The sequence below is a fragment of the Alteromonas sp. MmMcT2-5 genome, from assembly GCF_022348315.1.
GTDB lineage: Bacteria > Pseudomonadota > Gammaproteobacteria > Enterobacterales > Alteromonadaceae > Alteromonas > Alteromonas macleodii.
The window spans coordinates 14,696-41,547 of record NZ_JAKRFB010000025.1 but is presented as its reverse complement, the minus strand read 5'-3'; the positions used below and the strand labels follow the sequence as shown (position 1 = coordinate 41,547).

Here is a 26,852-nt window from a genome sequence, read left to right as displayed (position 1 = left end):
TTTCTCAGCGATAAAAGCTAGTCCATCGATGCACTTGGCTGAGGTACATGTGTGTGTGAAGTACTATTGCCGTCGTTATCCTTAGTAGGCTTTTTGCGTACAATCTTGCGCTTAATAAACGTAAACGGACCACGTAAATCAAGCAATATTAAGTACAAGCACGGCACCAATATAAGCGTTACAAGCGTAGCGTAAAGTACTGCAAAGCCGAGTGCTGCAGCCATTGGTACAACAAACGCTGCCTGTAGGCTTGTTTCAAACATAATGGGCAGTACGCCCACAAACGTAGTGATTGAGGTTAACGTAATCGCTCGGAAGCGCGCGGTACCAGCTTCGGTCACCGCTTCTTTAATGCTGTAGCCTTGTGCACGGCGCTGGTTCACAAAGTCAGTCATGACTAGTGAGTCATTGATAACAACCCCCGCAGCAGCGATTAGGCCAAAGTTAGACATCATAGATAAGTCTAAGCCCAGCACAAAGTGGCCGAAGACTGCGCCTGTAAAACTAAACGGGATAACCGACATGATAATAAGTGGTTGCCCATAGCTTTTAAGTGGTACAGCAAGAAGGATATACACCATGATCATGGCAGCTAAGAAAAACAATATCTGCTCATTCTGTTGCGCTTGCTGCTCCTCAATGTCACCACCAAGTTCAGTCATAACCGACGGGAACGACTCTTTTAATTGAGGAAGTAGCTTCTCTCTAATTTCAGTGACCACTTCGTTTGGCTCAATCTTTTCTTCATCGATATTGCCCCAAATGTAAACGCTACGGTATCCACCTTCACGGCGAATGTAGCTTATACCTGGTTTCTCCTCTAAGGCCACAACGTCACCCAGCATAACTTCCTGACCATTAGGCGTGGTGATCAAAGAGTACTTCAAGTCGGCGAAGCGTTCGCGGGTAAGTTCTGGGTAGCGCACCATTACTTTCACTTCTTCACCGTTTCGAATAACACGTTGTGCCTCGCCGCCGTAGAAGCCTGCACCTACTTGAGAAGCGATATTAGATAAAGTAAGACCCAAGTCGTACGCAACTGGAAGCAATGTCATTTGTACTTCTTTGCTTGGAGGGTCGATAGTTGAGCTAACGTCAAACAAGCCCTCTTGCTGCTGCAGCATTTCAATAAACTTAAGACCTGCTGCGTTTAGGGTGTCGATATCAGGGCCAAAGAGTAAATAACCAAATTCGCCGTCATCACCATCACCGTTTACGTCATCAACTACGGTAAATGATTTCATGCCGGTAATTTCAGGAATGGCTTCGCGCCAGCGACGAGCAAGCTCAAACGTGTCAATAGGGCGGTCTTCTTCATTAACTAACGGCGTTAAAATACGGCCTTCAGTTCTGTCATCGTTAAACGCCAGGCGGTCTCTTATCATGCCTTGACCAAACTCATCGATGATTTGTTCTTCAACGTCTAAGATTGTTTGCTCAACAATTTTTAACGCGTTAATGGTTGCTAAATCTGAGACGTTTTCATTCATCTCTATTTTAACGCTTGGGAAGTCATGAGGTACTTTCGGATTGGGGACCATTCTTACGTAATTAGCACCAATAAGCCCCATACTTAGCATTAGCATTGCGACGAACATCATGAGTACAGCCCAGCGCCATTCAATCGCTTTCGCTAGAGAACGCTTGTAAGGACCGTTAACAAAAGCAAAGAATCGCTTGTTAAAACGCGACCGCCAGCTATTTTGTTTAACTGGGGAAAATTTAGTGTGGGCTAAGTGGGCCGGCAGAATGAGCTTAGATTCAACTAGACTGAATGCTAAACACAAGATTACGACAACAGCGATATTATAGAAGAACGCGCCTTCAGGCCCGCTGCTTAGCGTAAACGGAGCAAACACGGCGATAGTGGTTAAAACACCGAATGTGGCGGGCGTAGCTACGCGCTTGGCACCGCGGATTACATTGTCAACACCGCCACCTTTGCTTTCAATTTCGGTGTAAGCACTCTCGCCAATAACGATCGCATCATCAACCACAATACCCAGTACCATGATAAATGCGAACAGCGAAAGGATGTTTATGCTTACACCAAACAAAGGCATTAGCATCATGGCACCAAGGAAACATACCGGTAAACCAACCATAACCCACACGGCAAGCCTAAAGCGCAAGAACAGGGTTAACATTAGCGCCACTAGAATTGAGCCTTGAACCAGGTTCGACAACATCATGTCTAAACGAGCGTTAAGGTAATAGGTCATATCAACCAGAATTTCTAGGCTTACTCCTTGAGGAAGGCTTTCGTTTTTCTGATCAATATAGGCTTTTACGGTTTCGGCTACAGGAATGGTGTTTTGGGTTTTAGTGGCTTTAACGGCAATGTAGATAGCGTTCATGCCGTTGTATTTAAAGTAGCGTTCACCTTCAACAAATCCATCGTTGATATAAGCGACATCGCCCAAGGTTACCTTAGCGCCGCCTGTGCCAATTTTAATAGGGATTTGCTTAAACTCATCGCCGCTGTAGTACTGGTTTTCAACACGTACCGATACGATACCTGAGTTAGTTCTAAGCTGACCTGCGGAAATGTTGGCAGAGTAACTATTAATTGCCTGTGTGACATCGGCAATAGTTAAGCCGTACTTCCTAAGCGTATCAGGTTTAATTTCAATGGCAATTTCATCGTCCGGCGTATTGGCTTCAACCAAAGAGATAGAGCCAAGTTGTAGAAGCTCATCTTCCACCTCTTTTGCCAGCACTTTGAGTTCTGATAAAGGCAAGTCACCGACAATAGGCATTTCAATAACTTGCTGCTGGAACTCTACTTGGGAAACATTAACCGGCTCCATGCCAGCGGGGAAGGTGGCAATACTGTCAACGCGAAGCTTCACCTTATCAAGTACATCTGTTAATTCAGCTTTAGTGTCAATTTCCAGTGTAACTGCACCGCCACCGCGAAATGCACGTGAAACCGTACGCTTAATCTCAGTAATGTCTTTTACTGCTTCCTCAACTTTAATGAAAATACTCTCTTCAATCTCTTGAGGTGAAGCACCAGGGTAGTTGGCTTCAACGGTGATGTAGTTTATTTCGATGTTTGGAAACATCTGACGCTGAATAGTGAAATAGCTCGCTATCCCCATGATGATGATAAAAATCATCAGTAGGTTGGCGGCCACGGAGTTTCTGGCGAACCAAGAAATAATGCCGGTTTGTGTATCGTTGTGGTTTTCCATGACAGCTCCTTAGTTCGCTTTTGCTGTCACAATTTCGGTCGTGGTCTCAATGACCTTAACAGGCATACCGTTTTGAGGATATTCGGGCAAACTCATCACGACTTTTTTGGCATTGAAATCGCCTTGAATAAGGAAGTCGCCATTTTCTTCGCGAACAACTTTAACCTTTTGCGATTTTAATCTGTCTTCGTCATCTAACGTCCACAACAATCGATTGGTTACCAACTCTTGAGGTACGCGGTATACGTCGCTAAGGGTTTTTCCTTCAAATGCGATTGTGCTATACGAACCAAACTTTACGATAGGCTTCGACGAATTGATGGCGTAAGGATCTTCAATACGGGCAACGAAATAGCTCATACGCGTGGTGTTATCTACCACACCCGTATCACGGTGAATGGTACCTTTTACAGTAGCGCCCTGCACATCATCTACTTCGATGGCGATTTCACTACCAATGGTGTTGTCTGCTAGAAAAACACGGTCAAAGCCGGCTACAGGGAAGGTTACTTCAGCGTATTCGATGTTGTTAATGACAGCGACTGGCGTGCCTTGAGTTACATAGTCACCAGTGCTGATATCTCTAGATACTATAAGTGCATCGTATGGTGCTTTTACCTTACAGTTGTCTAAGTCACGCTTTGCGATTTTAAGCTGCGCTTCAGCTGATTTTACGCCAGCTTGCGCACTCATCACTTGAGGTTTGCGAAGGTAAAGGTCAGTAACCCGTGCGTTAGGCATCGTTTTCGCTTCTTTGGCAGCGACATCAGCTTGGGCTTGCTCTTGGATAAGCTGTGCTTGCGCGCTAGCGAGGTTAGCTTCAGCCAGCAACAATGCCGCTTCATATGCGTCAGCTTCTATTTCAAATAAGGTTTCGCCACGTCGAACCAGACCGCCGCTCACAAACTTAGGGTTCCAGCGCTCAACTTCTCCCGATACCTGAGCTGCAAGGTTTGTGGTTTCAAGGGGCGTTATTTCGCCATACGAGGTAAGTTGAACGCGCACGTCTTCTGGCGATAAAGCTTCAATAGTCACCGTTGGGCGGGTATCAACTTCTTCTGTAATAGTATTATCAGAGGCAGAGGCTTCGATTCCTTTCATACCTAAGTAGCCTACTAATAAAACACCAATAGGCAGTGCAACTTTCATCCATTTCATGGCTAAATCTACTTTTATAGCGAATACTTTACATAGTGTAGCGCTAAAGTGTTTCAGGAATACAGCGCAAATGTAACTAAACATGAGTCAATTTTGTGTAAAGTCAGTTATCCGTACTGATTTAAACAGGGAAATTGGTTTAGTTTTCCGAAAAAGAGGGGGAGCTCAACGACGAAAATTCACACACGAAATCTCGACCATTATCTTTGGCATAGTAAAGTGCTTGGTCTGCTCGACGAACGGCGCAGGAAATATCTATATCGGGATTTACTTCGCTCACCCCGAAACTACTCGTTACATGGATCTCGCTACCGTTAATATTAAGCGGTGCGTTGTTCAAAATATCTCGAATATTTTCCAAGGCATTTACAGCACCCGCTTCATCAGTATCGGTAAAGATGAACATGAATTCTTCGCCACCCCACCGTGCGAGAATATCTTGTCCTCGCAGACGAGAACTAAACACTTTTGAAATCTGACGAAGGACCTCGTCACCTTGTTCATGGCCTAAGGTGTCATTAATACTTTTAAAGCGGTCAATATCTGCAATGGCGACTGAAAATTTACGTTTGCTTCTCAGCATTCTTGCGTACTCGCGCTCTAGACACTGCTGCGCACCTCGCCGGTTTAATAACTGAGTTAAGTGGTCATGCTTGGCCTGGCGCTCAAACTGCTCACTTAAATAAAGTGCTGTGTCGTAACTCTTTTGTCTACTGTACTCATAAAACGCCGACAGAAATGAAACGGTTAAAAAAGAATACAGTAAACGAGTTTTAAACGCGTAGGTGTAGTTTGCTACAAATGAAGCGTCATTGAAGGCGAACAGCACGATGGCGCTAACTAGCGTATAGGCAATAAGTGCGATGAGGCCTCTGACAAAGCCTGCAAAAAACATAGTGACTGGCGGCACCAAGTAAATCCAAAGGGGACCGGTATTGTCTTTTCCACCGGTAATCAGCAGCAGGAGAGTCAGTACCATTAAACAGATAATGAGAAGTGTTATAGACCATGTACGAGCTTTGGCTGACGCAAACCGAACTTGTAAGCGCTGTGAAATAGCAAATACTACACTGGCAGTATAGAGCGTAGTTGAAAGAGAATATTCACCGTCAATAAAAGCCCTAGAGCCAAGCAAGAACGTGATAGACATACCCACTGCCGCAAAAAGGTTCACCACCATAATGCGTCTGTTGGTTTCATCCTTGTAGTGACGGCTTACGCCACTAAATACGTATTGCTTGAGAGCGCCGAACATGATTAAACAGATTTTGTCACAGTTTTTCTAATATCTTCTGCGAGTTGTTGGATAGTATTTCTCATTGCTTTGATACTTGGAGAAAATCCATCATCTTCAAGGGGCGTTTTGAATAAAAATGGATAGCTTTGCGTTTGGCCTTCCACGTGAGTAATCACATATTGGCCAGATAGAATAACTTCCCCTTCATAGGTGCTGACAAAATCATTGAGGTGCAACGCCATATGAATGGCTTCTTCACTTGCGTAGTGATCGGGGCGAAGCAATGACACTTGCTTTGATGCTAACGCGCTGGTTAGCGCCTTAGTAAGCCCTTCGTCTACAGGTTCGGCCCATAAGTGACTGGTTGAGATATGCAAGTTGGTGTCACTGGTTTGGTACACAAGCCCACGGTGTTTGAGATATTCCGGTAGGGTTATCTTATCTATTACAACAGCCGTTGATGCTTTGTTTACGGTATATGCACTGTCACCCGTGGTGTGAAGTAAGTAGTATGTCAGCGAACGAGGCGCGCTACTACACGCCGATAATACGCAGGTGAAAAGCGCAAATACACCGATAAACAGTGCTTTACCTGTAGGTTGAGATGGGAAAACCTTAAACTGCTGTATCATTCTATTTATTCCTTCCATCCTTGTTTTTGGATGTTTCGCTATGGCAATACTGTCAATTGACATTCACTGTAGCGTATTACTTTCTTAATATCGGCTAATTATCAAGGATAAAGAGCATTCATTTTTTACGCCATTGTTGCTCGAAAATTAACCGCGTATTTGTTTGACTCTACTGCGCTAATTCTTCGCTTTAGGTTGAATGTCCGCTTCATCATCCTTTGAAAATATTAAACTATTCGGAGACTGGTTTAGCTTTAACAATAAAGGCTGAATGTTGCGCATGGTTTCTTGCAGCGCATCAACGGTCTCTTTTATCTCAGACTGGTTAAAACCACCCTCGCTGTAATTTTTAAGCAGGCCATCAAGGCTAACAAGAACCTGATTAAGATTACTATTTAATGCTTTCGCATCAATATCAGCGATAAGTACATCAAAGTCGCTGCTCGCCGTTTCCACAGACTCAGCAGCTAAACGCATGTCTTCAACGGCTAACTGCACATTTTCCACCATTTCCTTAAGCGGAAGCTGATTGATTTTGTCTAAAATTGCGTCGGCCTTTTGCGTCAATTGCGTGAACTCGTTACTAACAGTAGGAATTACTTCGTAGCCGTTAATCACTTCAATGCCGCCGTTACTGTCGGCATCAGGTACATGCTGTAAATCTACATACAAACCACTTGTTAATACATTACCCATGCGTAGCGATGCGCGAAGATCTCTTTCTAGCCAGTTTCGAATGGTTTGCTTTATTGCACTAAGGCCTTCTTTGGTATCAGGCTGCCTTGCTTTACCGGGGTAAATATTAATAAGCACGGGGATGGGATAATCTCGCTCCAAAATGTTGCCATCTAAAGCAGGGAAGGAGTTGATAGCAGTTACGTTGCCAATTTCAATACCACGGTATTCAACCGGTGCGCCAACGGTTAGACCTCGCACACTTTCATCGATAAGTAGCAAGTATTCAGCGGCGACTTTATAACGTGCATCTGAGGCGGATGTGCTATCCCCATAAATTGTGAAAAAGGCGTTATCTAGCACTTGTTCACCTTTTGGCACGCCGTCAGGGATCCCAAAGGTAATACCGTTTGCTAATAAGGTTTCCAAGCTGCCTGTTTCAATGCTTACACCGTTCGATTCAAGCAACAATTTAACACCGCTGACATCCCAGAAACGTGTCGTGTTGGTTATGAGTTTATGGTAAGGCGCTTCAATAAATGCGTCGTAATACACCACACGTTCTTCAATATTAAAGGTAGCGTCTTCAAACTCGCCAACTTTAAACCCTTTATAAATAACGGGATCGCCAGGTTTGTAGGCAAATTCGTCGTCACTTTTTAACATAACATGAAGCCCTGGAGTGCCAGGAGGCGTAACCGGTGGGCGCTCAAGTGCCGTAAAATGGAGTTGCTCTTTGCCTTTATCACGGGCTGACATGGCAATATAGCTGCCAGACAAGAGGGTGTTAAGCCCTGAAACCTCTGAAAAACTTATACGGGGGGCGACAACCCAAAACTTTGCATTTTCATTGAGTAGATGGGCCGCGCTAGCATCAATTCTGGCCGTGACAAGTACGCCGTTTAAGTCAGGCTTTAGCGTTATCTTTTTTACCTGTCCAATATCTAGGTCCCGCACTTTTATTGGTGTTTTGTTTACCTCAATACCTGTTGCCGAATGCAGCTCTATCGTAATGAGAGGGCCCTGATTCTTCCATTGGTAGTACACCATCCAGCCACCAATAACGATAACAAGAATTGGGATAATCCAAATGCGAGAAATGGACGAGGTCGGTTTGACCTTAGCTTCATTAATGTTCGGATCGTTTGTGGTCATGGTAATTGCTTCCACTGCTGCCAAATTAGCCTCGAATCAAACGTCATCGCGGCTATCATCGTTACAAATACAACGGCACAAAAGGCGAGTGCCGCTTGGCCCGGATAAATAGACATGGTGTTCCCCATCTGAATAAGGGATACCAGCACTGCTACAACAAAAACGTCTATCATCGACCAGCGGCCTATCGCCTCAGTGATGCGGTAGTAACGTATACGTAATTGTTTTGAAGTGGTTTTCTCTCGCTGTACGGAAAAATTGAGCCAAGCAAGAATGATAATTTTTGCCACTGGCACTACCACGCTGGCAACTAAAATAATTATCGCCACTGGATACGAGCCCGATTCCCACAACGATATGACACCACCAATAATCGTATTGGGCGTCTCTTGGCCAAAAAATTCAGTATACATAATTGGTAGTACATTAGCAGGAATATATAAGATACAAGCAGTGATCAACAACGCCCACGTACGCTGAATACTCTCTTGCGCTTGCGCTTCACACAATGGTTTAGGTTGTGGTGGTTGGCCTTGAGACATCCACATGGCGTAGCGTGTGGGATCAAATTGAGATATACAAAGAGCCGTGAACGCTGAAAAGCCAACGAATGCATAAAATGATAGGCCTATGGAAACGTCGGCCAATTCGGTAATTTTGATAAGGCTAACCAAGGTACCAACAAGAAAAATTTCTGCCATGCTCCACGGTAAGAGGGCTTTCACAAGTTTGTAAAGCCGCGGCAAGTAAAAGGGGCGTCGGTTTTGTATTTGAGCTAAAGATAACAATAGCAGGCCGCCGAGTACCATTCCGGGCAGCAATAATGTTGCTAAGCTGGTTATTATCGCTAGTGACAAATAATCGTTTTCAATGAGTACGGTAATACCGGTAGGCAAATCAATACTGTGCTTTTGCCCGCTAGCTTTAAATGTCAGAAAGTTAAAAGGTAACGAAAGTAATAAAAATATCAGAGCACTGAAAGTATAAGCGAGCAACTTTTCGCTTGCGCCATCGCGATGAGATATTAGTGTGTGGTTACATACTGAGCACACGGCCCGTTGCCTGTGTGCTAGGGCGGGAATGTGTACCTGAGTATGGCATTGCTCACAAACTATAGATAACGTATTTGATTCAGCCATATGCTTTTGCACGCCACTTTTTGTATGCTCGTTGTATGATAGATAGCAGCCTAGAGATATAACCCGTTGATTTTTAGAATCAACAGCATAGCTTATTGTGGGCATGTCGGAAAGTATAGCCAGTCGTATTTATCAGTATAACAACAATAATTGACGATTAAGTGATGGAAATAGCAAACGAAATTCGTAGTGTATATGGAAAAATTAAGAAGCAGGTAAGTCGTTTATTCCTGAAAAGGCGTGTTGGTTTTTTGCGTTTTTGGATAAGTATTACCTTCGCTCAGCGATGTTATTTTTTAGCAACCAGCATGCTTTTGGGGTGGTATGCTTCTTATTATTTTCTATCTGTTTTTCTTACTGCTATTGAAGCCGTTTGGCGTTGCGCGGTTTTGGCATCCAAAACACTATCGGTTCGCTACCTCTACCACATTGGCAAGACTAGCATGGACACTTGGCGTGGCGCTGCAGCTGGGAGTTTTAGCTGGGCAAGTTGGGCTACTCTCTGAATTTAGTAGTGAAAGTGCTAACCCTTTAATAAGCATAGAAAACGTAACGGAAAATGAGCTTGAAAATGGTGAAGCGCAACTTACTAAGGAACAAGCGGAAGATATTTCTGAGTTAGAAAAGGACTTAACCACGCTACTGACTATAACGGTTCAAGAAGTAAAAAAGCCCGCATGTAGCAATCTACATGCGGGCTTTTAAATCTAGCGAACAACTGCTTAGAAGCTAGCGTTGCCCGGTGTACGTGGGAATGGGATCACGTCACGTACGTTTTGCATGCCGGTTACGTATGCTACAAGACGCTCGAAACCAAGACCGAAACCTGAGTGAGGTACGGTGCCGTAGCGGCGAAGGTCCCGGTACCACGCGTAGTCTTCTTTCGATAGGCCCATTTCGTCAAGGCGTGCATCGAAAACGTCTAGGCGTTCTTCACGCTGTGAACCACCGATGATTTCACCGATGCCTGGCGCAAGTACATCCATTGCTGCAACAGTCTTACCGTCATCGTTAATGCGCATGTAGAACGCTTTAATATCTTTCGGGTAGTTCTGCATGATAATTGGCGCACCAACGTGTTCTTCTGCAAGATAGCGCTCGTGCTCAGAAGATAAATCGATACCCCATTCAACAGGGAATTCAAATTCTTTGCCGCAGTTTTGCAGAATTTCGATAGCGTCAGTGTAGTCCATGCGAACAAAGTCAGAGCTTACTAACTTTTCTAAACGCTCAATGGCGTCTTTCTTAATACGCTGAGCAAAGAACGCCATGTCGTCAGGCAGCTCTTCAAGCACGGCCTTACATACATACTTCAGCATGTCTTCAGCAAGCTGTGCTACGTCTTTCAATTCAGCAAACGCCACTTCAGGCTCAATCATCCAAAACTCGGCGAGGTGACGAGACGTGTTTGAGTTCTCTGCACGGAACGTAGGGCCGAAGGTGTACACCTTAGACATAGCTGTGCAATATGTTTCAACGTTAAGCTGACCTGATACCGTTAGGTAGGTTTCCTTGCCGAAGAAATCTTCTGAATAGTCAACATTGCCTTTGTCGTCGCGTGGAAGATTCATCATATCAAGAGTTGATACGCGGAACATTTCACCTGCACCTTCTGTGTCGCTAGCCGTTAGAATTGGCGTAGAGATCCAGAAGTAACCTTTCTCATGGAAAAAGCGGTGAATCGCCTGCGACAAACAGTTGCGAACGCGGGTTACCGCGCCGATAACGTTAGTGCGAGGGCGTAGGTGCGCATATTCGCGAAGGTACTCAATGCTGTGACGTTTAGCGGCCATTGGGTAGGTATCAGGGTTTTCTACCCAACCCAAAACTTCAACGTCAGTCGCGTCAATTTCAACGGCTTGGCCTTGGCCCTGAGACTCTTTCACTGTACCGGTAACCGATAATGAGCAGCCTGCTGTTAAGCGCTGGATATCGGCATAATTTGACAGAGAATTTAGCGCAATAACTTGTACAGGATCGAAGCAACTACCGTCGTGTAGTGCAATAAATGATAACCCCGCTTTAGAGTCGCGGCGTGTTCTTACCCAACCCTTTACGGTTACCGATTCGCCAACGGCGTACTTACCTTTAAGTACGTCAACTACGGGCGCATGCGTCATGTTAATTTCTCCGTCTTACTAATTTTATGTTGTTGCTTACTATTGAGTCATTTTCAACAACACAGTGCATTAAACTGTGAATGAAAAAATGCACTAAAATTTGCTTTATAGTCAATGTTTTTGGATTGCCATGCCGATAACTTACTAGAATCTGTATTAGCTTTTCGCTTTTCAAAAAGGCATTTCGCAATTCGCTTGGTGCCAAGTATAAGCAAAATACAGATCGAAACATGACTTGGTGATGTAAAAATAACCAATGAAATACAATCCAATAGCACGCTAGTATACCCAACATAAAGCGGGATGCCAGAGAACAGAGTGACAAATGGGAAATAAAAATGATTCGAACACGCCAGTGTCTCAGCAAGCACAAGAACCGAGTGCTACGCAAAGTGACGCTGACCGTTCTAGCGATGCCGAAAATGAGAGAAGTTCTATGACTTACGAGCAACTTGCAGAGCGACGTTCAACGCCCCGTTCTAAAACGCCTTTTTATAAGGTGATGCTTGGGTTAAACATCGTTGGCTGGGTTGGCATGGTTGTCGTACTCATACTATTTCACTATGCGCGCCCTGACTTTATCAGTGGCGTGCAGCAGTACTGGGGAATAAAAGGCGATACCAGTTGGTCTGAAAGTCATTTATCGGCCATGACCATCATGCTGCAGGTATGTTTAATAGTGAGTTTGGTTAGCATAATTATGCGTGCCAGAAGAAGCCGTCGTCAAAGCGATAGCTTTGGCATAAACCTATTCATTCTATTTGCTATTGCGGCGATAAGCCTAATCACACTGGCTACCACACTGGGCCTGTAAATAGAGAAAGCGCTCTACTTGCGGTGCACGTCAAAAACATAACTCAAGGGCAAAATGACAAAGCTTTGTGAGTAGCGCTTTCGACAAGCGGTGTTTATGTCACTTGACGGGTTTGCTATGAGCTTCCCATCAAGTGAGCGATGCATAATAAGCGTTATTATTTACAAGGCTTGCGGCAATAACTTAAATAAAAGCAGCTTGGATAAGCCAGTACGTATAGGCCGCGTAGGCCAGCACAAATGCTCCGCCTTCCAGACGGTTTAAACGTCCTTGGCGCTTAATGCCAATACAGAAAATGAATAGGGCAATGGTTGATGCGAACATCACCATAACGTCGCGGTATAAAAACTCAGAACCTACAGTCATTGGCTGAATGGTGCCTGCAATGCCCACTACTGCCAAAGTGTTGAACATATTAGATCCGATCACGTTACCAATGGCTAAATCGTGTTCGCCTTTCTTCACCGCCATTAGCGATGATGCAAGTTCTGGTAACGATGTACCAATTGCGATAACCGTCAACCCGATAATAGTATCGCTAACACCGAAGAAGGTGGCGACTTCTACCGCGCCCCATACCAGCATACGTGAGCTTGCAACTAGCAATAAAAGCCCTGCAATCAACCACATTACGTGGGTTTTTACCGTACCTTCGTTGCTATTAATCTCTTCATCGTATTCGTCGGCGAGGGCGTCTTTGTCGCCTTTCATGCCGTGATAAATACTCCAAGAAAGCAGAAGCACAAATAGCCCTAACAAGGAGAATGCGTCGTCTTTCGAGATATTTAAGTCCCACACCTGCCATGCGGCAAAGAAGGTGATGCCAAGTAAAACAGGCAGCTCTTTCTTAATGATTTCTGATTTAACCGCAATAGGACTAATGATTGCGGTAAGGCCAAGGATTAACAGGATATTGGCGATATTAGAGCCATAGGCGTTACCCAGCGCTATGCCAGAGTTGCCCTGGATTGCAGCAAATATGGAAACAATAATCTCGGGGGCCGATGTACCAAACCCAATAATGAGCATACCGATGAGCAAGGGGGAAACGCCGAAATGATTGGCTACCGATGCGGCACCACCTACAAACTTCCCTGCGCTCCAAAGCAAAACCGGTAATCCGATTAAAATAGCCAAGCTGGCTAATAACATACGTACTCCTTAAACCATTCGTATCTTGTTTGCTTACTTCAATGTATAGGCAAACTCAATAAACAAAAGTCGTTTCAATCTATTCAAATGCACATTAGTTTTCGTTGTCTTAACGATGAAAAAAAGCCGTGCTGATAATGCTATGCAAATGATGAGTAAAGCGTAAACTCAGCGCTACTTTAATCGTGTTTGTAAATTGAACAAACACGCCCTTAATTGTAACTGACAACACACTATTTAGAAGCGAATTACATGCACAATACACTGATTGTTACTGATGATGTTACTCCTTTTTGTAACACAGCTTTAACCGTGCTGACTTTTCAAGATTATCTTGCTGAGTTTCCAAAGTTGAACGAGCCCAAAACACGCGTTATCAATATTTGTGATACCACGCGTTACTTAAGCGAAGGGTACTATTGTTCACTTTTGGCTCAGGCACGTAATCACTCTGTATTGCCTTCTGTAAATACCATTAACGATTTACGCATGGCGGAAGAGAAAAGTATCGATCGCATCGTCTTCTCTTTGTCGGTATCTCAAGACAATACGGAAATTACTGATGAGCCTATATTAGTACTTTTCGGCGAAGTGAAAGATCAGCGCTTTAAGCGTTTGGCGCGCCAAGCGTTTGAAAAATACCCGTACCCTGTTTTGGTGTTAAGCCCAACAGTTACCGATACGAAAGTGTCGCCTAAAGCCACGGGTAGAGTACAAATTGAAGGCTTTGCAAGCGTACAGGCAAAAGCGTTTAAGGACTTAAACGCCAAGCAACAAGCGCGTTTCATTGAGCAATTAGAAGCACATACCAAAATACAGTGGAAAGCCGGTAAAACGAGCAAACGTACTCGTTGGGATATGGCCATTTTGGTTAACCCAGAAGAGAGCACGCCGCCTAGTGACGAACGCGCCATTAAAAACTTTGTGAAAGCGGCTGAAAAAGTGGGCTTTCGCGCAGATGTGGTGAGTCGTCTGTCGCAAGAAGAATTGGGTCACTATGATGCATTGTTCATTCGTGAAACGACGGCGATTGACCATCATACTTACCGCTTAGCGCGTGCCGCAGAGCGAGAAGGCATTGTGGTTATGGACGACACGCAGTCAATTCTGCGCTGCTGTAACAAAGTGTACCTGCAGGATGCGTTTGCTTATCAGAAAGTGCCAGCGCCGAAAGCGACGTTTGTATCGAGCGCTACTGATGAAGTATGCGAAAAACTCATAACTGACTTTGGTTTGCCGCTTGTTTTAAAACTGCCAGAAAGCTCGTTTTCCCGCGGCGTGCATAAAGCTGAAAATAAAGAAGCGTTAAAAACGCGCTTAGAACAAATGCTGGCTGAATCGGCACTTGTTTTGGTTCAGGAATATATATTCACTGAATTCGACTGGCGAATTGGTGTATTAGGTGGCAAACCTATTTACGCTTGCCAATACTTTATGGTCCGCAACCATTGGCAGATATACAACCATCAGGGAGACCGATTCTCTTCGGGTGGATTTGCCACAATGCCAACATTTGAAGTGCCTAAGCCGGTGTTACAAGCTGCTATCAAGGCCGCTAAAGCGGTGGGTGACGGCTTGTATGGTGTAGACATCAAGCAAACCGGCAATGCAGTTTATGTTATTGAAGTGAACGACAACCCAAGTATCGACTCGGGTGTTGAAGACAAATATTTAGGCAAAGAACTGTACGAATTAATTATGCAGGAATTTGCTGACAGGTTGGAGCAAAGAGGGCGATGATTACATCGGCTGAGCGAGTAATTGAAGTGAATAATGCAAGTCCACAGGAAAGCGCAAATCGTGCATATGGCCTAGCTGAGGGCGCATCTAATACTAAATCGACAAATAGTGTTGGTGTGCCTTCTACGCAGTCGAGTGTAGTGCTGCGCATTGCGACATTACACGATCTTGCTTCGCTTCAGCACATTGAGCAAACTTGTTTCACCACCGACAGGCTAAGTAAAAGTCGTTTCAAATTTTACATTGATGCACAGCACGCAGAGCTTATTGTGGCCGAGCGTGAGCCGTCGACTTCAAGTTCTAACCTCGACAAAAATAAGCCGAGTGTAAATAGCATTGTTGGCTATGGACTGTTGCTACTGCGTCGTGGAACGCACCTCACTAGACTGTATTCTATCGCAGTCTTGCCTGAGGCGAGAGGGCTTGGCGTTGCTGAAAAGCTCATAAATAGCTTGGGGGAGCGGGCGCTTTTGCGGGGAAAGCGATTTATGCGCCTGGAAGTGGCAGTAGGTAATGCCGGCGCCATTGCTCTGTATAAAAAATTAGGGTTTAGTCAGTTTGGTATGTATACCGATTACTACGACGATCACACTGACGCATTACGTATGCAAAAAGTGTTGGTGCCGAGTAAATCAGTTAAGCCAGAGGTTTATCCGTGGTACCAACAAACGACTGATTTTACCTGCGGTCCATCAGCATTAATGATGGCAATGTGTGCATTGAACAATCGCTATGAAATGACCCAAGAAAAAGAACTATCGTTGTGGCGTACTGCGACCACGATATTTATGATGTCAGGTCATGGCGGTTGCCACCCGGTAGGATTAGCGCTCGCCGCGGTAAACGAAGGTTATGCAGCGAAAGTGGTCATCAATCAGGATGTCCCGCTTTTTGTTGATGGCGTTAGAGATACTAACAAGAAAGCGATAGTCGAAAATGTTGAGTCGCAGTTTATGGCAGAGGCACGTAGAAAAGGCATTTCTGTTGAAATCTCTGACTGGCGAGTTGATGTTATCGACCAAACCCTTAAAGCTGGCGGGGCAGTATTGTGCTTAATCAGCACATACGCGTTCGATAAGAAAAAGGTTCCCCATTGGGTTGCGGTGACTAGCTGCGATTCTCATTGCTATTATCTGCACGATCCAGATGCGAGTGAGGGGCAGCCTGTCGAGTATCAACACATTCCGGTTGCCCGCGAAGACTTTCTAAGGCTTGCCAGCTATGGCACGCGTAAAGTAAGAACATTGGTACTCCTTAAAAAGAAAAAGTAACACGAATTTTTGCTTAGGCCTGAGGCACGGAGAATGCTTGAGGCCTCATACCATTAGTTCGCAAAGATAAATACCCACTTAACGAAACTTAAAATAGCCATAACCTTGGCGTGCTTACCCAAGTATTAGTGATGTACTTGCGTAACGTTAACCTTTTTATTTAGCGTTTTAAGTTGTTTTACTAATTGAGAAAGCTCTTTCACCGAACCTGAATAATCAATGTGCTTATTCATTTCCTGGCCTTTCACAGCACTTCTATAAAGCGCCTCAGTTTCAAAACACGCTGTTTGCTCATTTAACGTGTTCCATTCCGCTTTTAGGTCGCTTGGAATACAGTGACGTTTTGCAATAATTTTGTCTTTTATTTGCAACACTTTCCCGATTAATAATTGTGCATCTGTTGGCATAATAATATCTCCTGTATAGCTTTTTGTGTTTAACTTGCTGTTTATCAAAGGTATTGAATGTTTACTTTGATAGGCGTAGTGTAAATTCAGCAACATCTCAACACACACTCATAATAAGTGTTGCAGCAAAGATGCCAACTCTTACTAGATGATGACTTAGAGCACGCCAAATGTGCCTAATGCGGATCGCAACTGTTGAGGCTCACTAGAGCGAGAAAGAGAGCGAGAAAAAGAGAGAGGAAAAAAACGAGGAAAAGCTAAAACGAAAAATAGCGAAGCCGGCTGACGGATAGAGAAAAAGCCCACGCTATCTTAGTGCATGGCTTGCATGACGCCCTGAAATCTCAGGCCACGAAATATCAGAGCATGCAGCTTTTTAAAATTTAATGTGTTGTTTAGTGGAACTGGTAGAAGTGGCTTTTTAAAAGGCCAATAAAACTCGCATTAATAAGATAGACCCATGTGCTATTTATAAGCGTAGCGCTTGGGTTTATTTTTGATTTTCTTAACCTGACAATAGCAGAAGTGTGGCGTCCAAATTAACAGATTAAGTAAGATAGCGGTAACAAGGCTGAACACAATTGACGAAGGCGTTAGTGGGACAGAGGGGCTGAAATTATCTAACACGCGCTTCAGCGTACCATATTGAGAAGGCGAGGCCATAAACACAAGCTTTTCGAAGTAATGACCGTGCTCTAGCTTCCTTATGCCTTGCTCTAAAGTGGTGATCTGGGCGAAGCGTGTGGCTTTCATCGAGGCATTCTCTCGCACAACTGGCTCACTGTTTTTCTGTAAGCTTTCAAGCATGGCTTCAACCGAAGAAAAACCATGCTGCTTGGCGAGCGCTGACGAACTAGAAACTTCATCTCTCAGTGCATCATAATAACCATTGAGGTATTGACGATAATGATCCGCCAAGATGGGGACTTGAAGTGTAATGATAAACAAGACAGCAAATACAACTTTATCTAAAACACGTACTATCATTCAAATCTCGCTATAAACACTCTGCATTAATGATCTAATTAGTGACCCGCTTTAACGTTGAATGATCACTCTATAACAAAACTAACATCAACCCTCGGGCCATCTGACGTCAACTGGTCGTTCAAAACTCATATTTCACCCAAGAAGGAGATAGTTAGCGTAACAATCTCACACACTATTTCAAGGCGGTGTAAATCGCATGGGTCAGCTTACTTAACTGCTCGGAAGATATAATGTAAGGAGGCATAATGTATACCAATTTCCCGAATGGCCGTATCCACACGCCATGTTTCACAAAATGGCGTTGAATTTCGGCAACATTGACGGGGTTTACCGTCTCGACTACCCCTATAGCACCTAACACCCTTACGTCAGCGACTCGCGGCAAGTCTGCACATTTTGCCAATTCGGTTTGTAATTGTTTCTCAATGACAGGAACTTGTTGCTGCCAATGATTTTCGTTAATTAGCGACAGACTGGCATTGGCCACCGCGCAGGCTAACGGGTTGCCCATGTATGTGGGACCGTGCATAAATACGCCAGGCTCCCCTTGGCAAACCCCTAAAGCCACGTCTTCGGTACACAAGGTCGCGGCCAGTGTCATATAACCACCCGTAATCGCTTTACCCAAACACATGATGTCAGGCGAAATACCTGCATGCTCACAAGCGAAGAGCTTACCTGTACGGCCGAAGCCAGTAGCAATTTCATCGCAAATTAAAAGTACGTCGTAGGTATCGCAAAGTTGTCGGCAGCGCTTTAGGTATTCGGGGTGATAAATACGCATGCCGCCTGCGCCTTGAACAACTGGCTCTAGGATAAGAGCGGCCATGGTGTGGTGATGTTTTTCAAAAATCTCTTCAAGCGGAAGAATGTCATCTTCGCTAAACGTTTGCCCAAATCGAGTTTGAGGGGCGGGCGCAAAAATCTGCTTGCTCAGTACGCCCTCAAATAAACTATGCATGCCGTTAACGGGATCGCACACGCTCATTGCGGCAAAGGTGTCGCCATGGTAGCCATTGCGCGGCGCGACAATGCGAGACTTCTCTGAGCGCCCTTGACACGCCCAGTATTGAATCGCCATCTTTATCGCTACTTCAACAGACACTGAGCCAGAGTCTGCTAAAAATACACGCTCTAAACCTGCCGGCACCATGTTAAGTAACGATTTACACAAATCTACCGCCGGTTGGTGGGTAATACCGCCAAACATAACGTGAGAAAATGCGTCAATTTGCTTGTGCGCAGCATCGTTGAGTACAGGATGGTTGTAGCCGTGAATAGCTGCCCACCAGCTAGACATGCCATCTACTAGCACTTCACTTGTGGCCAAGGTAAGTTCAGCGCCTTTTGCACCAACTACTTCATAGCAGGGAAGGGGATTAACCGCCGAGGTATAGGGGTGCCAAATGTGTTGTTTATCAAATTCTATATTGTTCACAAAATAACCATTGGTAAAGGTTTTAAATTGGTCAGAGTTGACAACTCGATATTGGGCCATAGACTAAGCCAGCGATAATAATTAGTAAAGGACAGTCAATGACGCTGGCTAGTGCGCCTTCTGCGCAAACGACAACTATTCGAAACGATTGGACCAAAGCTGAAGTCGAAGCTTTGTTTGCCATGCCATTTAACGATTTACTGTTTAATGCCCAAGCAGTGCATAGACAGCATTTTAATCCGAATGAAGTGCAGGTCAGCACGCTTTTGTCGATTAAAACCGGTGCTTGCCCTGAAGACTGTAAGTACTGCCCGCAAAGTGCTCGGTATGATACGGGCCTTGAAAAAGAACGATTACTGGAAATTGAAAAAGTCATCCAGCGTGCGAAAGAAGCAAAGCAAGTGGGCTCAACCCGTTTTTGTATGGGGGCTGCTTGGCGAAATCCACGCGACAGAGACATGCCTTACATTTTAAAAATGGTTGAAGAGGTGAAAAGCTTAGGCTTAGAAACCTGCATGACGCTAGGTATGTTGACCCGCGATCAAGCTGTGGCCTTAAAGCAAGCGGGCCTTGATTATTATAATCACAACCTTGATACCTCTCCGGAATACTACGGCGATATTATCACGACCCGTACTTACCAAGACCGATTGAATACGTTAGAGAACGTGCGTGCTGCAGGCATGAACGTTTGCTCTGGGGGAATTGTTGGCATGGGAGAAACGGTGAGCGATCGCGCTAGTATGTTAGTGCAATTAGCCAACCTTCCTGAGCAGCCTCAAAGTGTACCTATTAACATGTTGGTTAAAGTAAAAGGTACGCCACTCGATAGTGTAGAAGACTTGGACTATTTTGAGTTTATCCGCACTATTGCCGTTGCTCGTATTATGATGCCTAAGTCACATGTGCGCTTGTCGGCAGGCCGCGAAGCAATGAACGAACAAATGCAGGCGCTTTGTTTTATGGCAGGCGCGAATTCTATTTTCTATGGCTGCAAGCTGTTAACCACGTCAAATCCAGATACCCATGAAGATGTAATGCTGTTCAAAAAGCTTGGTATTAATACTGAGCGTACAAGGGATTACTCAGACGAAGCACATCAACAAGTGTTAGAAGAAGAAATTGCCCAGCAACAAGAACAAGCCGACGACAGGAACGACTTGTTTATTGATGCAACCAAGCCTAAGGTAGCGCCAAAGAAACAGCATTTAACGGAGGCGTAATGGCCTTTCACTGGTTAGACGATTCGCTGAGCGCGCGTACCGAGCAAGGCTTGCTGCGCCAGCGCCACTGCCAACAATACGAAAAAGACAGCATTATTTGTATTAACGGTGAGCACTACCTTAATTTTTCAAGCAATGACTACCTAGGCATGCGCCAGCATGAGGGTGTATTGCAAAGTTGGGTTGAGGGGCTAGCGCAATTTGGTGGTGGCAGTGGTGCATCGCCATTGGTAACTGGGCACACGCAGGCTCATTTGGCGCTAGAGGCCTACATTGCCGATGGTTTAAACCGAGAAGCTGCGCTGTTGTTTAACTCTGGCTTTGCGGCCAATCAGGCACTGTGCATGGCACTTTTTCCTTATATGTCTCACCCTAATAAAAGCGCGAGCGCGGGTCATATTATTGCCGACAAGCTCATGCACGCTTCGTTTTTAGAGGGGGCACAGTGTGTATCTGACAGCGCTAAGCTTCGCCGTTTCAAGCATAACGATCTAAGTCATTTAGAGAGCCTGCTATCAAACGTTTGTCACAGCCAGTTATCCGATGCGGTTGGTAATTCTTATGCAAACCAGCAAGACATTCTGATTGCCAGTGAAGGTGTGTTTAGTATGGACGGTGACGTAGCGCCTTGCGAAGGTATCGCTGAACTGGCCGCTAAATATAATGCATGGTTCATGTTAGACGATGCACACGGTATGGGTGTATTGGGTGAAAACGGCTTCGGCACAGCAGAAGCACTAAACTTAAGCCAGCAACAAGCGCCTATTGTTATGGGAACATTTGGCAAAGCAGTGGGCACGGCCGGTGCCTTTATTGCAGGAAGCCAAACCCTAATTGATTATCTGGTGAATTTTTCTAAACACTATGTGTATTCCACTGCCATGCCGCCAGCACAAGCGGTGGCGACCTTGTACTCTCTCACACATATCGCCAGTGACACTGCCCGCCGCGAAACGCTACAAACCAATATCTCCTATTTCAAAGAGTCGTTTCAAAAACGTTTTGGACAGACACTTAATACAAGCGCGAAAGGCGATGCGTCAATTGAAATCACCTTGGGGCAATCACAAAGTGCGATTCAGCCTATTATCGTTGGTAGCCCAGAACGTGCAATTGCACTAAGTGACGGGCTAAAACAGCGCGGCATTTGGGCAACGGCTATCAGGCAGCCTACTGTACCGAAAAACCAAGACAGGCTGCGTATTACGCTTACGTCAAATCATACATCACAGGATATTGACGTATTGCTTGATGCGCTACAACTTTCACTTAATAACTTTCTGTTAAGTGAGACTTCAGTAGAAAAAGAATCAGACAGCGCTGTGAATACTCCTGACTCTGTAAGTAAAAAAGAGATGTAACCATGTCACTAAGTCCCGCTATAAAAGCTGCTATGTCGGCAGAATCGAGAAGTCTCTTCGACGGTAAGCTGTCGCGTGACGCGGTGCAGGCGGCTTTTAAGGCAAACGGGGCTTTTTCGTCCGAGACATCTTTTGAATCTGAGAGAGCGACTAACGCTAAAGGGACTCTCACAGTTAAAACTGCTTACCCTTCTGATTGCTCCTCCAAAGCTGCGGCACATTTGAGTGCAGAGGAGAGCGCTAAGACTGAGAGCTATATTACAGCTGAAGGCGATGTTAAAGCTGAGGGCTCTATAACAGCTGAAGGCTCTATAACAACTAAAGGCGCTGCAAAAGCTGAACGCGATGATACTGCTTCAGCAATTAACGAGCAGGACGTGGCGCATCGCTTTTCAAAAGCGGCTGTGCAGTACAACAGTATTGCGGGTGTTCAGCGCATTATTGCCAAGCAGGCATTAGCGAACTTACCGATAGACCTACAGGGTACGGCTCTTGATATCGGCTGTGGTACTGGCATTCATACCCAAACCCTTGCAAATAAAGGTGCAGCTGCAACTGGCGTAGACATTGCCGAGGGTATGTTGGCGCAGGCCAGAAAAATGTACTCTGACCCCATTTTCGTAGAAGGTAGTGCTGTTGATTTGCCTTTCTGTGATAGCCAATTTTCAACCGTATTTTCATCTATGGCGCTTCAGTGGGTTAGCGATACTGGGCTTGTTGCTAACGAGATAGCGCGAGTGCTTGAAAAGAGTGGTATTGCCGAGCTGGCGATTATGGTGGCGGGTTCATTTAATGAACTTAAAACGGCGCGCAAAGTAGCGCAGCTTCCGCAAGCCGAAACCTATATGCCAACAACCGCACAATGGGTAAATGGCTTTAAGCAGTCGGGCCTTTCTTTGCAACGGCTGATTACTAAGGACTATGTCGATACTCACTGCGATATTATGTCGCTACTGCGCTCTGTGAAGGGGGTTGGCGCAGGTGAAACCGGCCAAAGACAACCGCCGCTCACCCGTCGAGATCTTAAAAAATTAGCCATGGCTTACAGTAATATGAGCAGTGTAGAAAGTAAGTTACCGCTTACCTACCGCGTAAGTCATTTTAGATTGGAAAAACGATGAAGCAGTATTTCATTACCGGTACCGACACCGAAGTAGGTAAAACCTATGTTACCTGCCAACTACTACAAGCTGCGCAAAAAGCCTCGTTAAGCGCCATCGGCTACAAGCCTATTGCAGCCGGATGCGAACAGATAAACGGCGAGTGGGTTAACGAAGATGCGCTAAATATTCAGCAAGCGTGCTCCAAAATACGCGCAAATAAAGCCATTAAAATTACAGACAATAACGAGCTAAAAAGCGCAAATGAAAAAAACGAAGAAAGTGGACAGACACTTCCTTTGCATCAAATAAACCCAATTGCACTAAAGCCGGCTATTGCACCACATATTGCTGCCCTTGAAGAAGGTGTTGCGTTAACGTTTGACGAGATTGCAAAAGGGCTTGACGAACTGCACGCCTATCAACCAGATCTTTTGTTAATGGAAGGTGCAGGTGGGTGGCGTTTACCGCTAACGGTAGGTGATGAGTATACGCCCACTTACTATCTTTCTGATGTCGTGAAAACACTCAAAATGGATGTGATTTTAGTTGTAGGCATGCGACTAGGTTGCTTGAATCATGCGCTATTAACCGCAGAAGCAATTCGCGCCGATGGACTTACCATTAAAGGATGGGTTGCGAACGACATCACGGGTAACATGACGCGATACCAAGAAAATCTGCACTCTCTTAAAGCCATGTTACCCGAACCGCTACTGGCAGAAATTCCTTACCAGGTAGTGCCCAACGATGAGGCGTTATTCGCCGCTATCAAGCAAATAAGTTAAATCATCACCTGAATGAATTGGCGTTTTTTCTTCACCTAGAAAGATAAAGCCGTCTTTTTCACCCACTAGGGTAAGTTGATTATGAGTAAGGCGCAGCGCTGTGCCTTCGCGAATAGCAACTACTGGCGTGGTTGGATTAAGCGTGGTGAACTCTGCCAGACGTTGGTCGCGGGTTTCGCCATTGTGGCCCGGCGGCTGATAATCGGTGTAGTGCGGGTTTAACTGAAACGGCACGATATCTAGTGCATCAAAGCTAGGCGGCTCGATAATGGGCATGTCGTTAGTGGTTCTAATTGATTGACCACAAATATTCGAACCTGCACTCCAGCCAATATAAGGAGTGCAATCGGCGATGGCGTGCTTTATTGGCACAATAAGCGCGTTTGCATAAAGGGTAGAAAGCAGGTGAAAGGTGTTTCCACCGCCTACAACAATGGCTTGGCCGTTTTTCTTTGCGTTATTTACCGCGGCAACCGGATCTTCAACGGAATGTAGCCCAGTAACCTTGCACTCTGGCAGGGCGGTAGCAACGGCGTCTACATAGCTATCGTACGTTTGAGTGACGGCGGCATAAGGAACAAATAGAAGGTCGCGAATTTCGCCTAAGTGTGCAAAAATAAGCGCTCTAGCGTGCTCTAAGTAAGCCTCGTCGCCTTGACGCGAGCTACTTAGCATAAGTACATGTGCGGTCATACTAACTCCACAATTTTTCTGACGGCGTATCATACGTGAAACTAGGCATAAAGTTTAGTCGCGCTCCGTCACTGCGTTGAAATAGGATTTTGAATGAAACAATCTACATCGGTGTTGTTCGTGTGTTTGGGTAATATTTGTCGTTCTCCAACCGCAGAAGCCGTGTTCAAACACAAGGCTGCACAAGCCGGATTAAATATTGAAATTGACTCAGCGGGAACCCACGGCTATCACATTGGTAACCCGCCCGATAAGCGTTCGCAAGCCGCAGGCGTAGAACGAGGCTACAGTTTCAAAGGGCTAAAATGCCGACGTGTGGATGAAAACGACTTTGAGCGATTTGATTTCATTCTTGCCATGGATAACAGCAACCTTGCTAATTTGCACGGTATGTCGCCTAGCCAGTACCACGATAAAATTAAGCTGTTTCTTGATTTTGCAAATGCAGACGATAAAGAAGTACCTGATCCATATTATGGCGGCAAGCGCGGCTTTGAGCTGGTGTTGGATCTTATCGAAGAAGCGTCGGACGGTTTGATTGCGCATATTAAACAAACCCAACAACAATAAACGCAAATCATATTGATAAACCATCTCGAAAGCCCACGTTGAGAACCCGTATTGACAATGACAGGAACTAAACGCACCGCCGTCACTTTGGTTGTAATAACAGTACTTTTGTCACTCGTCATAGGTGTGGTAGGGATTGTTGGCGTGACAGGGCTGTCTGATACGGCGGCTGAACTAAAACAGCATATTATTGTTCAGCTTCAAATACCGCTTATTCTCACTGCGTGTTTAGTAGGGGCGGCACTGTCTACAAGTGGCGCTACCTTGCAAGTAGTACTGCGAAATCCCCTGGCAGATCCGGGAATTATTGGCATTACGAGTGGCGCAAGCTTGGTTGCTGCGCTTTTGCTACTGCTAACCCCACAATGGGCTACAGCGTACCTACACTATTTGCTGCCTTTGGGATGTTTTATTGGTGCGTTGTTATCTACATTTATTATCTACCGCTTAGCAAGAAAACTGTTGGGCTCCTCTACGGCTGTTATTCTAGCGGGTATTGCCATCTCTACTCTTAGCGGCGCTATTATCGCTTGGCTTTACATGTTCAGCGACGCTAATGCCCTGCGCAATCTTACTTTCTGGTTAATGGGTAGTTTGTACCAAACTAACTGGTTAATTTTGTCAGTGGGTGGCCCGTTAATCGCTGTTGCTGTCGCATTACAGCTTTATTTCGCCGGCGATTTAAACAAGCTCTATGCTGGTGAACTTGCAGCAAAAAGCAGTGGTGTGGATGTGGAGAAACTCACTGAGCGCGCACTCATTGTCTGCGCTATTGCTGTAGGCACTGCGGTGTCTATGGCAGGCTCTATTGCTTTTGTTGGCTTATTAGTACCGCATATCTTACGTTTGATCATCGGGCATAATAATCGCTATTTGTTGCCGTTAAGTGCATTAAGTGGTGCAAGTCTGCTGATGCTGGTTGCGTTAAGCTCTGAAATGACCCGTGCCATTACGCTTCCGGTGTCTATGGTAACAGCTACGTTAGGCGGTCCATTATTAATTTGGGCATTAGCTAAAGGTCAAATAAAAGGGTAGTGGAGGGGAAATGAAATGACGACAAACAATTTTAGACCCCAGCAACGCCCTGATTCTGGCAGCAATGAACGAATAAATGCTAGTGAGCAAGACACCATAATTACTAACCCTAAGGAAAACGTTAGCGTTAAAGATGACGTTGCTGATTGCAATAGCCCAGCGAATAGCCATAACCTAGCAGATAGTCGTACCGTTTTAAGCTTACAGAATGTAAAAGTGGCATCGCGACTTTCGGTGGAAGGTTTACGTGCAAAAAAAGGCGAGTGCGTTCACATTATAGGACCAAATGGGGCAGGGAAATCAACACTGTTGCTTATTCTTGCGGGCCTTATTGACGCTGATGAGGGCACCGTCATGCTGCTAGGCAAACCAATGAACGATTGGTCGCTGGCAACACTTGCGAGTGTGCGCACCTTATTAGCGCAACAAAGCGAAAGTGGTTTTCACTTGTCGGTAAAAGAATACCTAAGCTTTTATGCAACAGCACAGCAAGATGAACTAATTCCTCCGGTTTTAGAAAAAGCACTCGAAATATCGGGTTTCTTGAACCAAATTGTCACCCAGCTTTCTGGCGGCGAGCGTCAGCGAGTTGAGATTTGTCGTTCGCTTTTGCAAATTTGGCCGCAGCTAGAGCGCGGAGAGGGGGTAGTGCTTTTAGACGAGCCATTGCAAGGACTTGATATAAGGCATCAATATGCACTGGCTAGTTTGGTAAAATTCCTTTGCGATAAAGGGAATACCCTACTTATGACGTCTCACGATATCGCGCTTAGTGCCAACTATTGCGATAGTTTATGGCTTATGCAAAAAGGTCGCATGGTAGCGTTCGGTAAGCCACAAGAGGTGGCCACGCAAACAAACTTAGAAAGTGTGTTTGAATGCCATTTTGCTATAAGCAAGCACGATAACTTTCTAGAAATTCAAGTTTGCGCACCTATTTCCCTAGAATAAATGTGG

General features: G+C 45.2%; 23 protein-coding genes. 11 read left to right on the top strand and 12 right to left on the bottom strand.

The window, feature by feature from the left end; translation table 11 throughout:
* Positions 1–17: 17 nt before the first annotated feature.
* The 6 genes from MHN09_RS12095 to MHN09_RS12070 all read right to left on the bottom strand — a co-directional run bounded on the left by MHN09_RS12095 (position 18) and on the right by MHN09_RS12070 (position 9,193).
* The gene (locus MHN09_RS12095) at positions 18–3,197 is read right to left on the bottom strand and encodes an efflux RND transporter permease subunit (RefSeq protein ID WP_156086138.1); all 3,180 of its coding nucleotides are present in this window, start codon (positions 3,195–3,197) and stop codon (positions 18–20) included.
* Positions 3,198–3,206: 9 nt separating this feature from the next.
* Positions 3,207–4,355: an efflux RND transporter periplasmic adaptor subunit gene (locus tag MHN09_RS12090; protein ID WP_014948891.1), complete on the bottom strand. Its 1,149-nt coding sequence runs from the start codon at positions 4,353–4,355 to the stop codon at positions 3,207–3,209.
* 139 nt (positions 4,356–4,494) lie between these two features.
* Entirely contained in the window at positions 4,495–5,610 is a 1,116-nt protein-coding gene (locus tag MHN09_RS12085) for a GGDEF domain-containing protein (RefSeq protein WP_069943995.1), read from the bottom strand.
* 2 nt (positions 5,611–5,612) lie between these two features.
* Positions 5,613–6,224 carry an ABC-type transport auxiliary lipoprotein family protein gene (locus tag MHN09_RS12080; RefSeq protein WP_069943996.1) on the bottom strand — a complete coding sequence of 204 codons (612 nt, stop codon included), beginning with the start codon at positions 6,222–6,224 and terminating at the stop codon, positions 5,613–5,615.
* A 177-nt stretch (positions 6,225–6,401) separates the two neighbouring features.
* Positions 6,402–8,054 (bottom strand): intermembrane transport protein PqiB, encoded by a 1,653-nt coding sequence (gene pqiB, locus MHN09_RS12075; protein ID WP_049585894.1) that lies wholly within the window; start codon positions 8,052–8,054, stop codon positions 6,402–6,404.
* On the bottom strand, positions 8,051–9,193 hold the full coding sequence (locus tag MHN09_RS12070) for a paraquat-inducible protein A (RefSeq protein ID WP_145912130.1): 1,143 nt from the start codon (positions 9,191–9,193) through the stop codon (positions 8,051–8,053). Before MHN09_RS12070 ends, pqiB begins: the two co-directional genes overlap by 4 nt.
* Before the next feature lie 324 nt (positions 9,194–9,517).
* Between MHN09_RS12070 and MHN09_RS12065 the strand changes: the two genes are divergently transcribed.
* Entirely contained in the window at positions 9,518–9,898 is a 381-nt protein-coding gene (locus tag MHN09_RS12065) for a hypothetical protein (protein WP_239240880.1), read from the top strand.
* 17 nt (positions 9,899–9,915) lie between these two features.
* On the opposite strand, the gene asnS is transcribed toward MHN09_RS12065, so the two are convergent.
* Positions 9,916–11,313 (bottom strand): asparagine--tRNA ligase, encoded by a 1,398-nt coding sequence (asnS, locus tag MHN09_RS12060; RefSeq protein ID WP_014948897.1) that lies wholly within the window; start codon positions 11,311–11,313, stop codon positions 9,916–9,918.
* Between the two features lie 325 nt (positions 11,314–11,638).
* On the opposite strand from asnS, the gene MHN09_RS12055 reads away from it, so the two are divergent.
* A complete protein-coding gene (locus MHN09_RS12055) occupies positions 11,639–12,127 on the top strand; it encodes a hypothetical protein (RefSeq protein WP_239240878.1) in 489 nt (162 codons plus the stop codon).
* 183 nt (positions 12,128–12,310) lie between these two features.
* On the opposite strand, the gene MHN09_RS12050 is transcribed toward MHN09_RS12055, so the two are convergent.
* Positions 12,311–13,279 (bottom strand): calcium/sodium antiporter, encoded by a 969-nt coding sequence (locus tag MHN09_RS12050; protein ID WP_049585898.1) that lies wholly within the window; start codon positions 13,277–13,279, stop codon positions 12,311–12,313.
* Positions 13,280–13,531: 252 nt separating this feature from the next.
* On the opposite strand from MHN09_RS12050, the gene MHN09_RS12045 reads away from it, so the two are divergent.
* On the top strand, positions 13,532–15,019 hold the full coding sequence (locus MHN09_RS12045; RefSeq protein WP_239240876.1) for a RimK family protein: 1,488 nt from the start codon (positions 13,532–13,534) through the stop codon (positions 15,017–15,019).
* Positions 15,016–16,290, top strand: a complete 1,275-nt coding sequence (locus MHN09_RS12040) for a GNAT family N-acetyltransferase/peptidase C39 family protein (RefSeq protein WP_239240873.1) — start codon at positions 15,016–15,018, stop codon at positions 16,288–16,290. The genes MHN09_RS12045 and MHN09_RS12040 overlap by 4 nt, the downstream gene beginning before the upstream one ends.
* A gap of 125 nt (positions 16,291–16,415) precedes the next feature.
* Here the strand turns inward: MHN09_RS12040 and MHN09_RS12035 are convergent, their stop codons facing one another.
* From MHN09_RS12035 to bioA, 3 genes are all read right to left on the bottom strand, one after another.
* Entirely contained in the window at positions 16,416–16,697 is a 282-nt protein-coding gene (locus MHN09_RS12035; RefSeq protein WP_196494329.1) for a hypothetical protein, read from the bottom strand.
* 465 nt (positions 16,698–17,162) lie between these two features.
* Complete coding sequence (locus MHN09_RS12030; RefSeq protein WP_239240870.1) at positions 17,163–17,684, bottom strand: DUF2937 family protein; 522 nt, start codon at positions 17,682–17,684, stop codon at positions 17,163–17,165.
* Positions 17,685–17,859: 175 nt separating this feature from the next.
* On the bottom strand, positions 17,860–19,185 hold the full coding sequence (gene bioA / locus MHN09_RS12025; RefSeq protein ID WP_187446124.1) for an adenosylmethionine--8-amino-7-oxononanoate transaminase: 1,326 nt from the start codon (positions 19,183–19,185) through the stop codon (positions 17,860–17,862).
* Positions 19,186–19,223: 38 nt separating this feature from the next.
* On the opposite strand from bioA, the gene bioB reads away from it, so the two are divergent.
* The 4 genes from bioB to bioD are packed head-to-tail and all read left to right on the top strand — an operon-like array spanning position 19,224 to position 23,597.
* Entirely contained in the window at positions 19,224–20,348 is a 1,125-nt protein-coding gene (gene bioB / locus MHN09_RS12020) for a biotin synthase BioB (protein WP_168532636.1), read from the top strand.
* The gene (locus MHN09_RS12015) at positions 20,348–21,709 is read left to right on the top strand and encodes an 8-amino-7-oxononanoate synthase (protein WP_168532634.1); all 1,362 of its coding nucleotides are present in this window, start codon (positions 20,348–20,350) and stop codon (positions 21,707–21,709) included. Before bioB ends, MHN09_RS12015 begins: the two co-directional genes overlap by 1 nt.
* 2 nt (positions 21,710–21,711) lie before the next feature.
* Positions 21,712–22,830, top strand: coding sequence for a methyltransferase domain-containing protein (locus tag MHN09_RS12010; protein ID WP_239240867.1), 1,119 nt, complete (start codon positions 21,712–21,714; stop codon positions 22,828–22,830).
* Entirely contained in the window at positions 22,827–23,597 is a 771-nt protein-coding gene (gene bioD / locus MHN09_RS12005; protein WP_187446126.1) for a dethiobiotin synthase, read from the top strand. Before MHN09_RS12010 ends, bioD begins: the two co-directional genes overlap by 4 nt.
* On the opposite strand, the gene pepE is transcribed toward bioD, so the two are convergent.
* Positions 23,568–24,290: a dipeptidase PepE gene (pepE, locus tag MHN09_RS12000; RefSeq protein ID WP_014978798.1), complete on the bottom strand. Its 723-nt coding sequence runs from the start codon at positions 24,288–24,290 to the stop codon at positions 23,568–23,570. The two genes, bioD and pepE, sit on opposite strands and share 30 nt — an antisense overlap.
* A 93-nt stretch (positions 24,291–24,383) precedes the next feature.
* On the opposite strand from pepE, the gene MHN09_RS11995 reads away from it, so the two are divergent.
* The 3 genes from MHN09_RS11995 to MHN09_RS11985 are packed head-to-tail and all read left to right on the top strand — an operon-like array spanning position 24,384 to position 26,846.
* Entirely contained in the window at positions 24,384–24,860 is a 477-nt protein-coding gene (locus MHN09_RS11995; protein ID WP_239220152.1) for a low molecular weight protein-tyrosine-phosphatase, read from the top strand.
* 57 nt (positions 24,861–24,917) lie between these two features.
* Complete coding sequence (locus MHN09_RS11990) at positions 24,918–25,895, top strand: iron chelate uptake ABC transporter family permease subunit (RefSeq protein WP_061094643.1); 978 nt, start codon at positions 24,918–24,920, stop codon at positions 25,893–25,895.
* A 15-nt stretch (positions 25,896–25,910) separates the two neighbouring features.
* Entirely contained in the window at positions 25,911–26,846 is a 936-nt protein-coding gene (locus tag MHN09_RS11985; protein ID WP_239220153.1) for an ABC transporter ATP-binding protein, read from the top strand.
* The last annotated feature ends 6 nt before the right edge of the window (positions 26,847–26,852 follow it).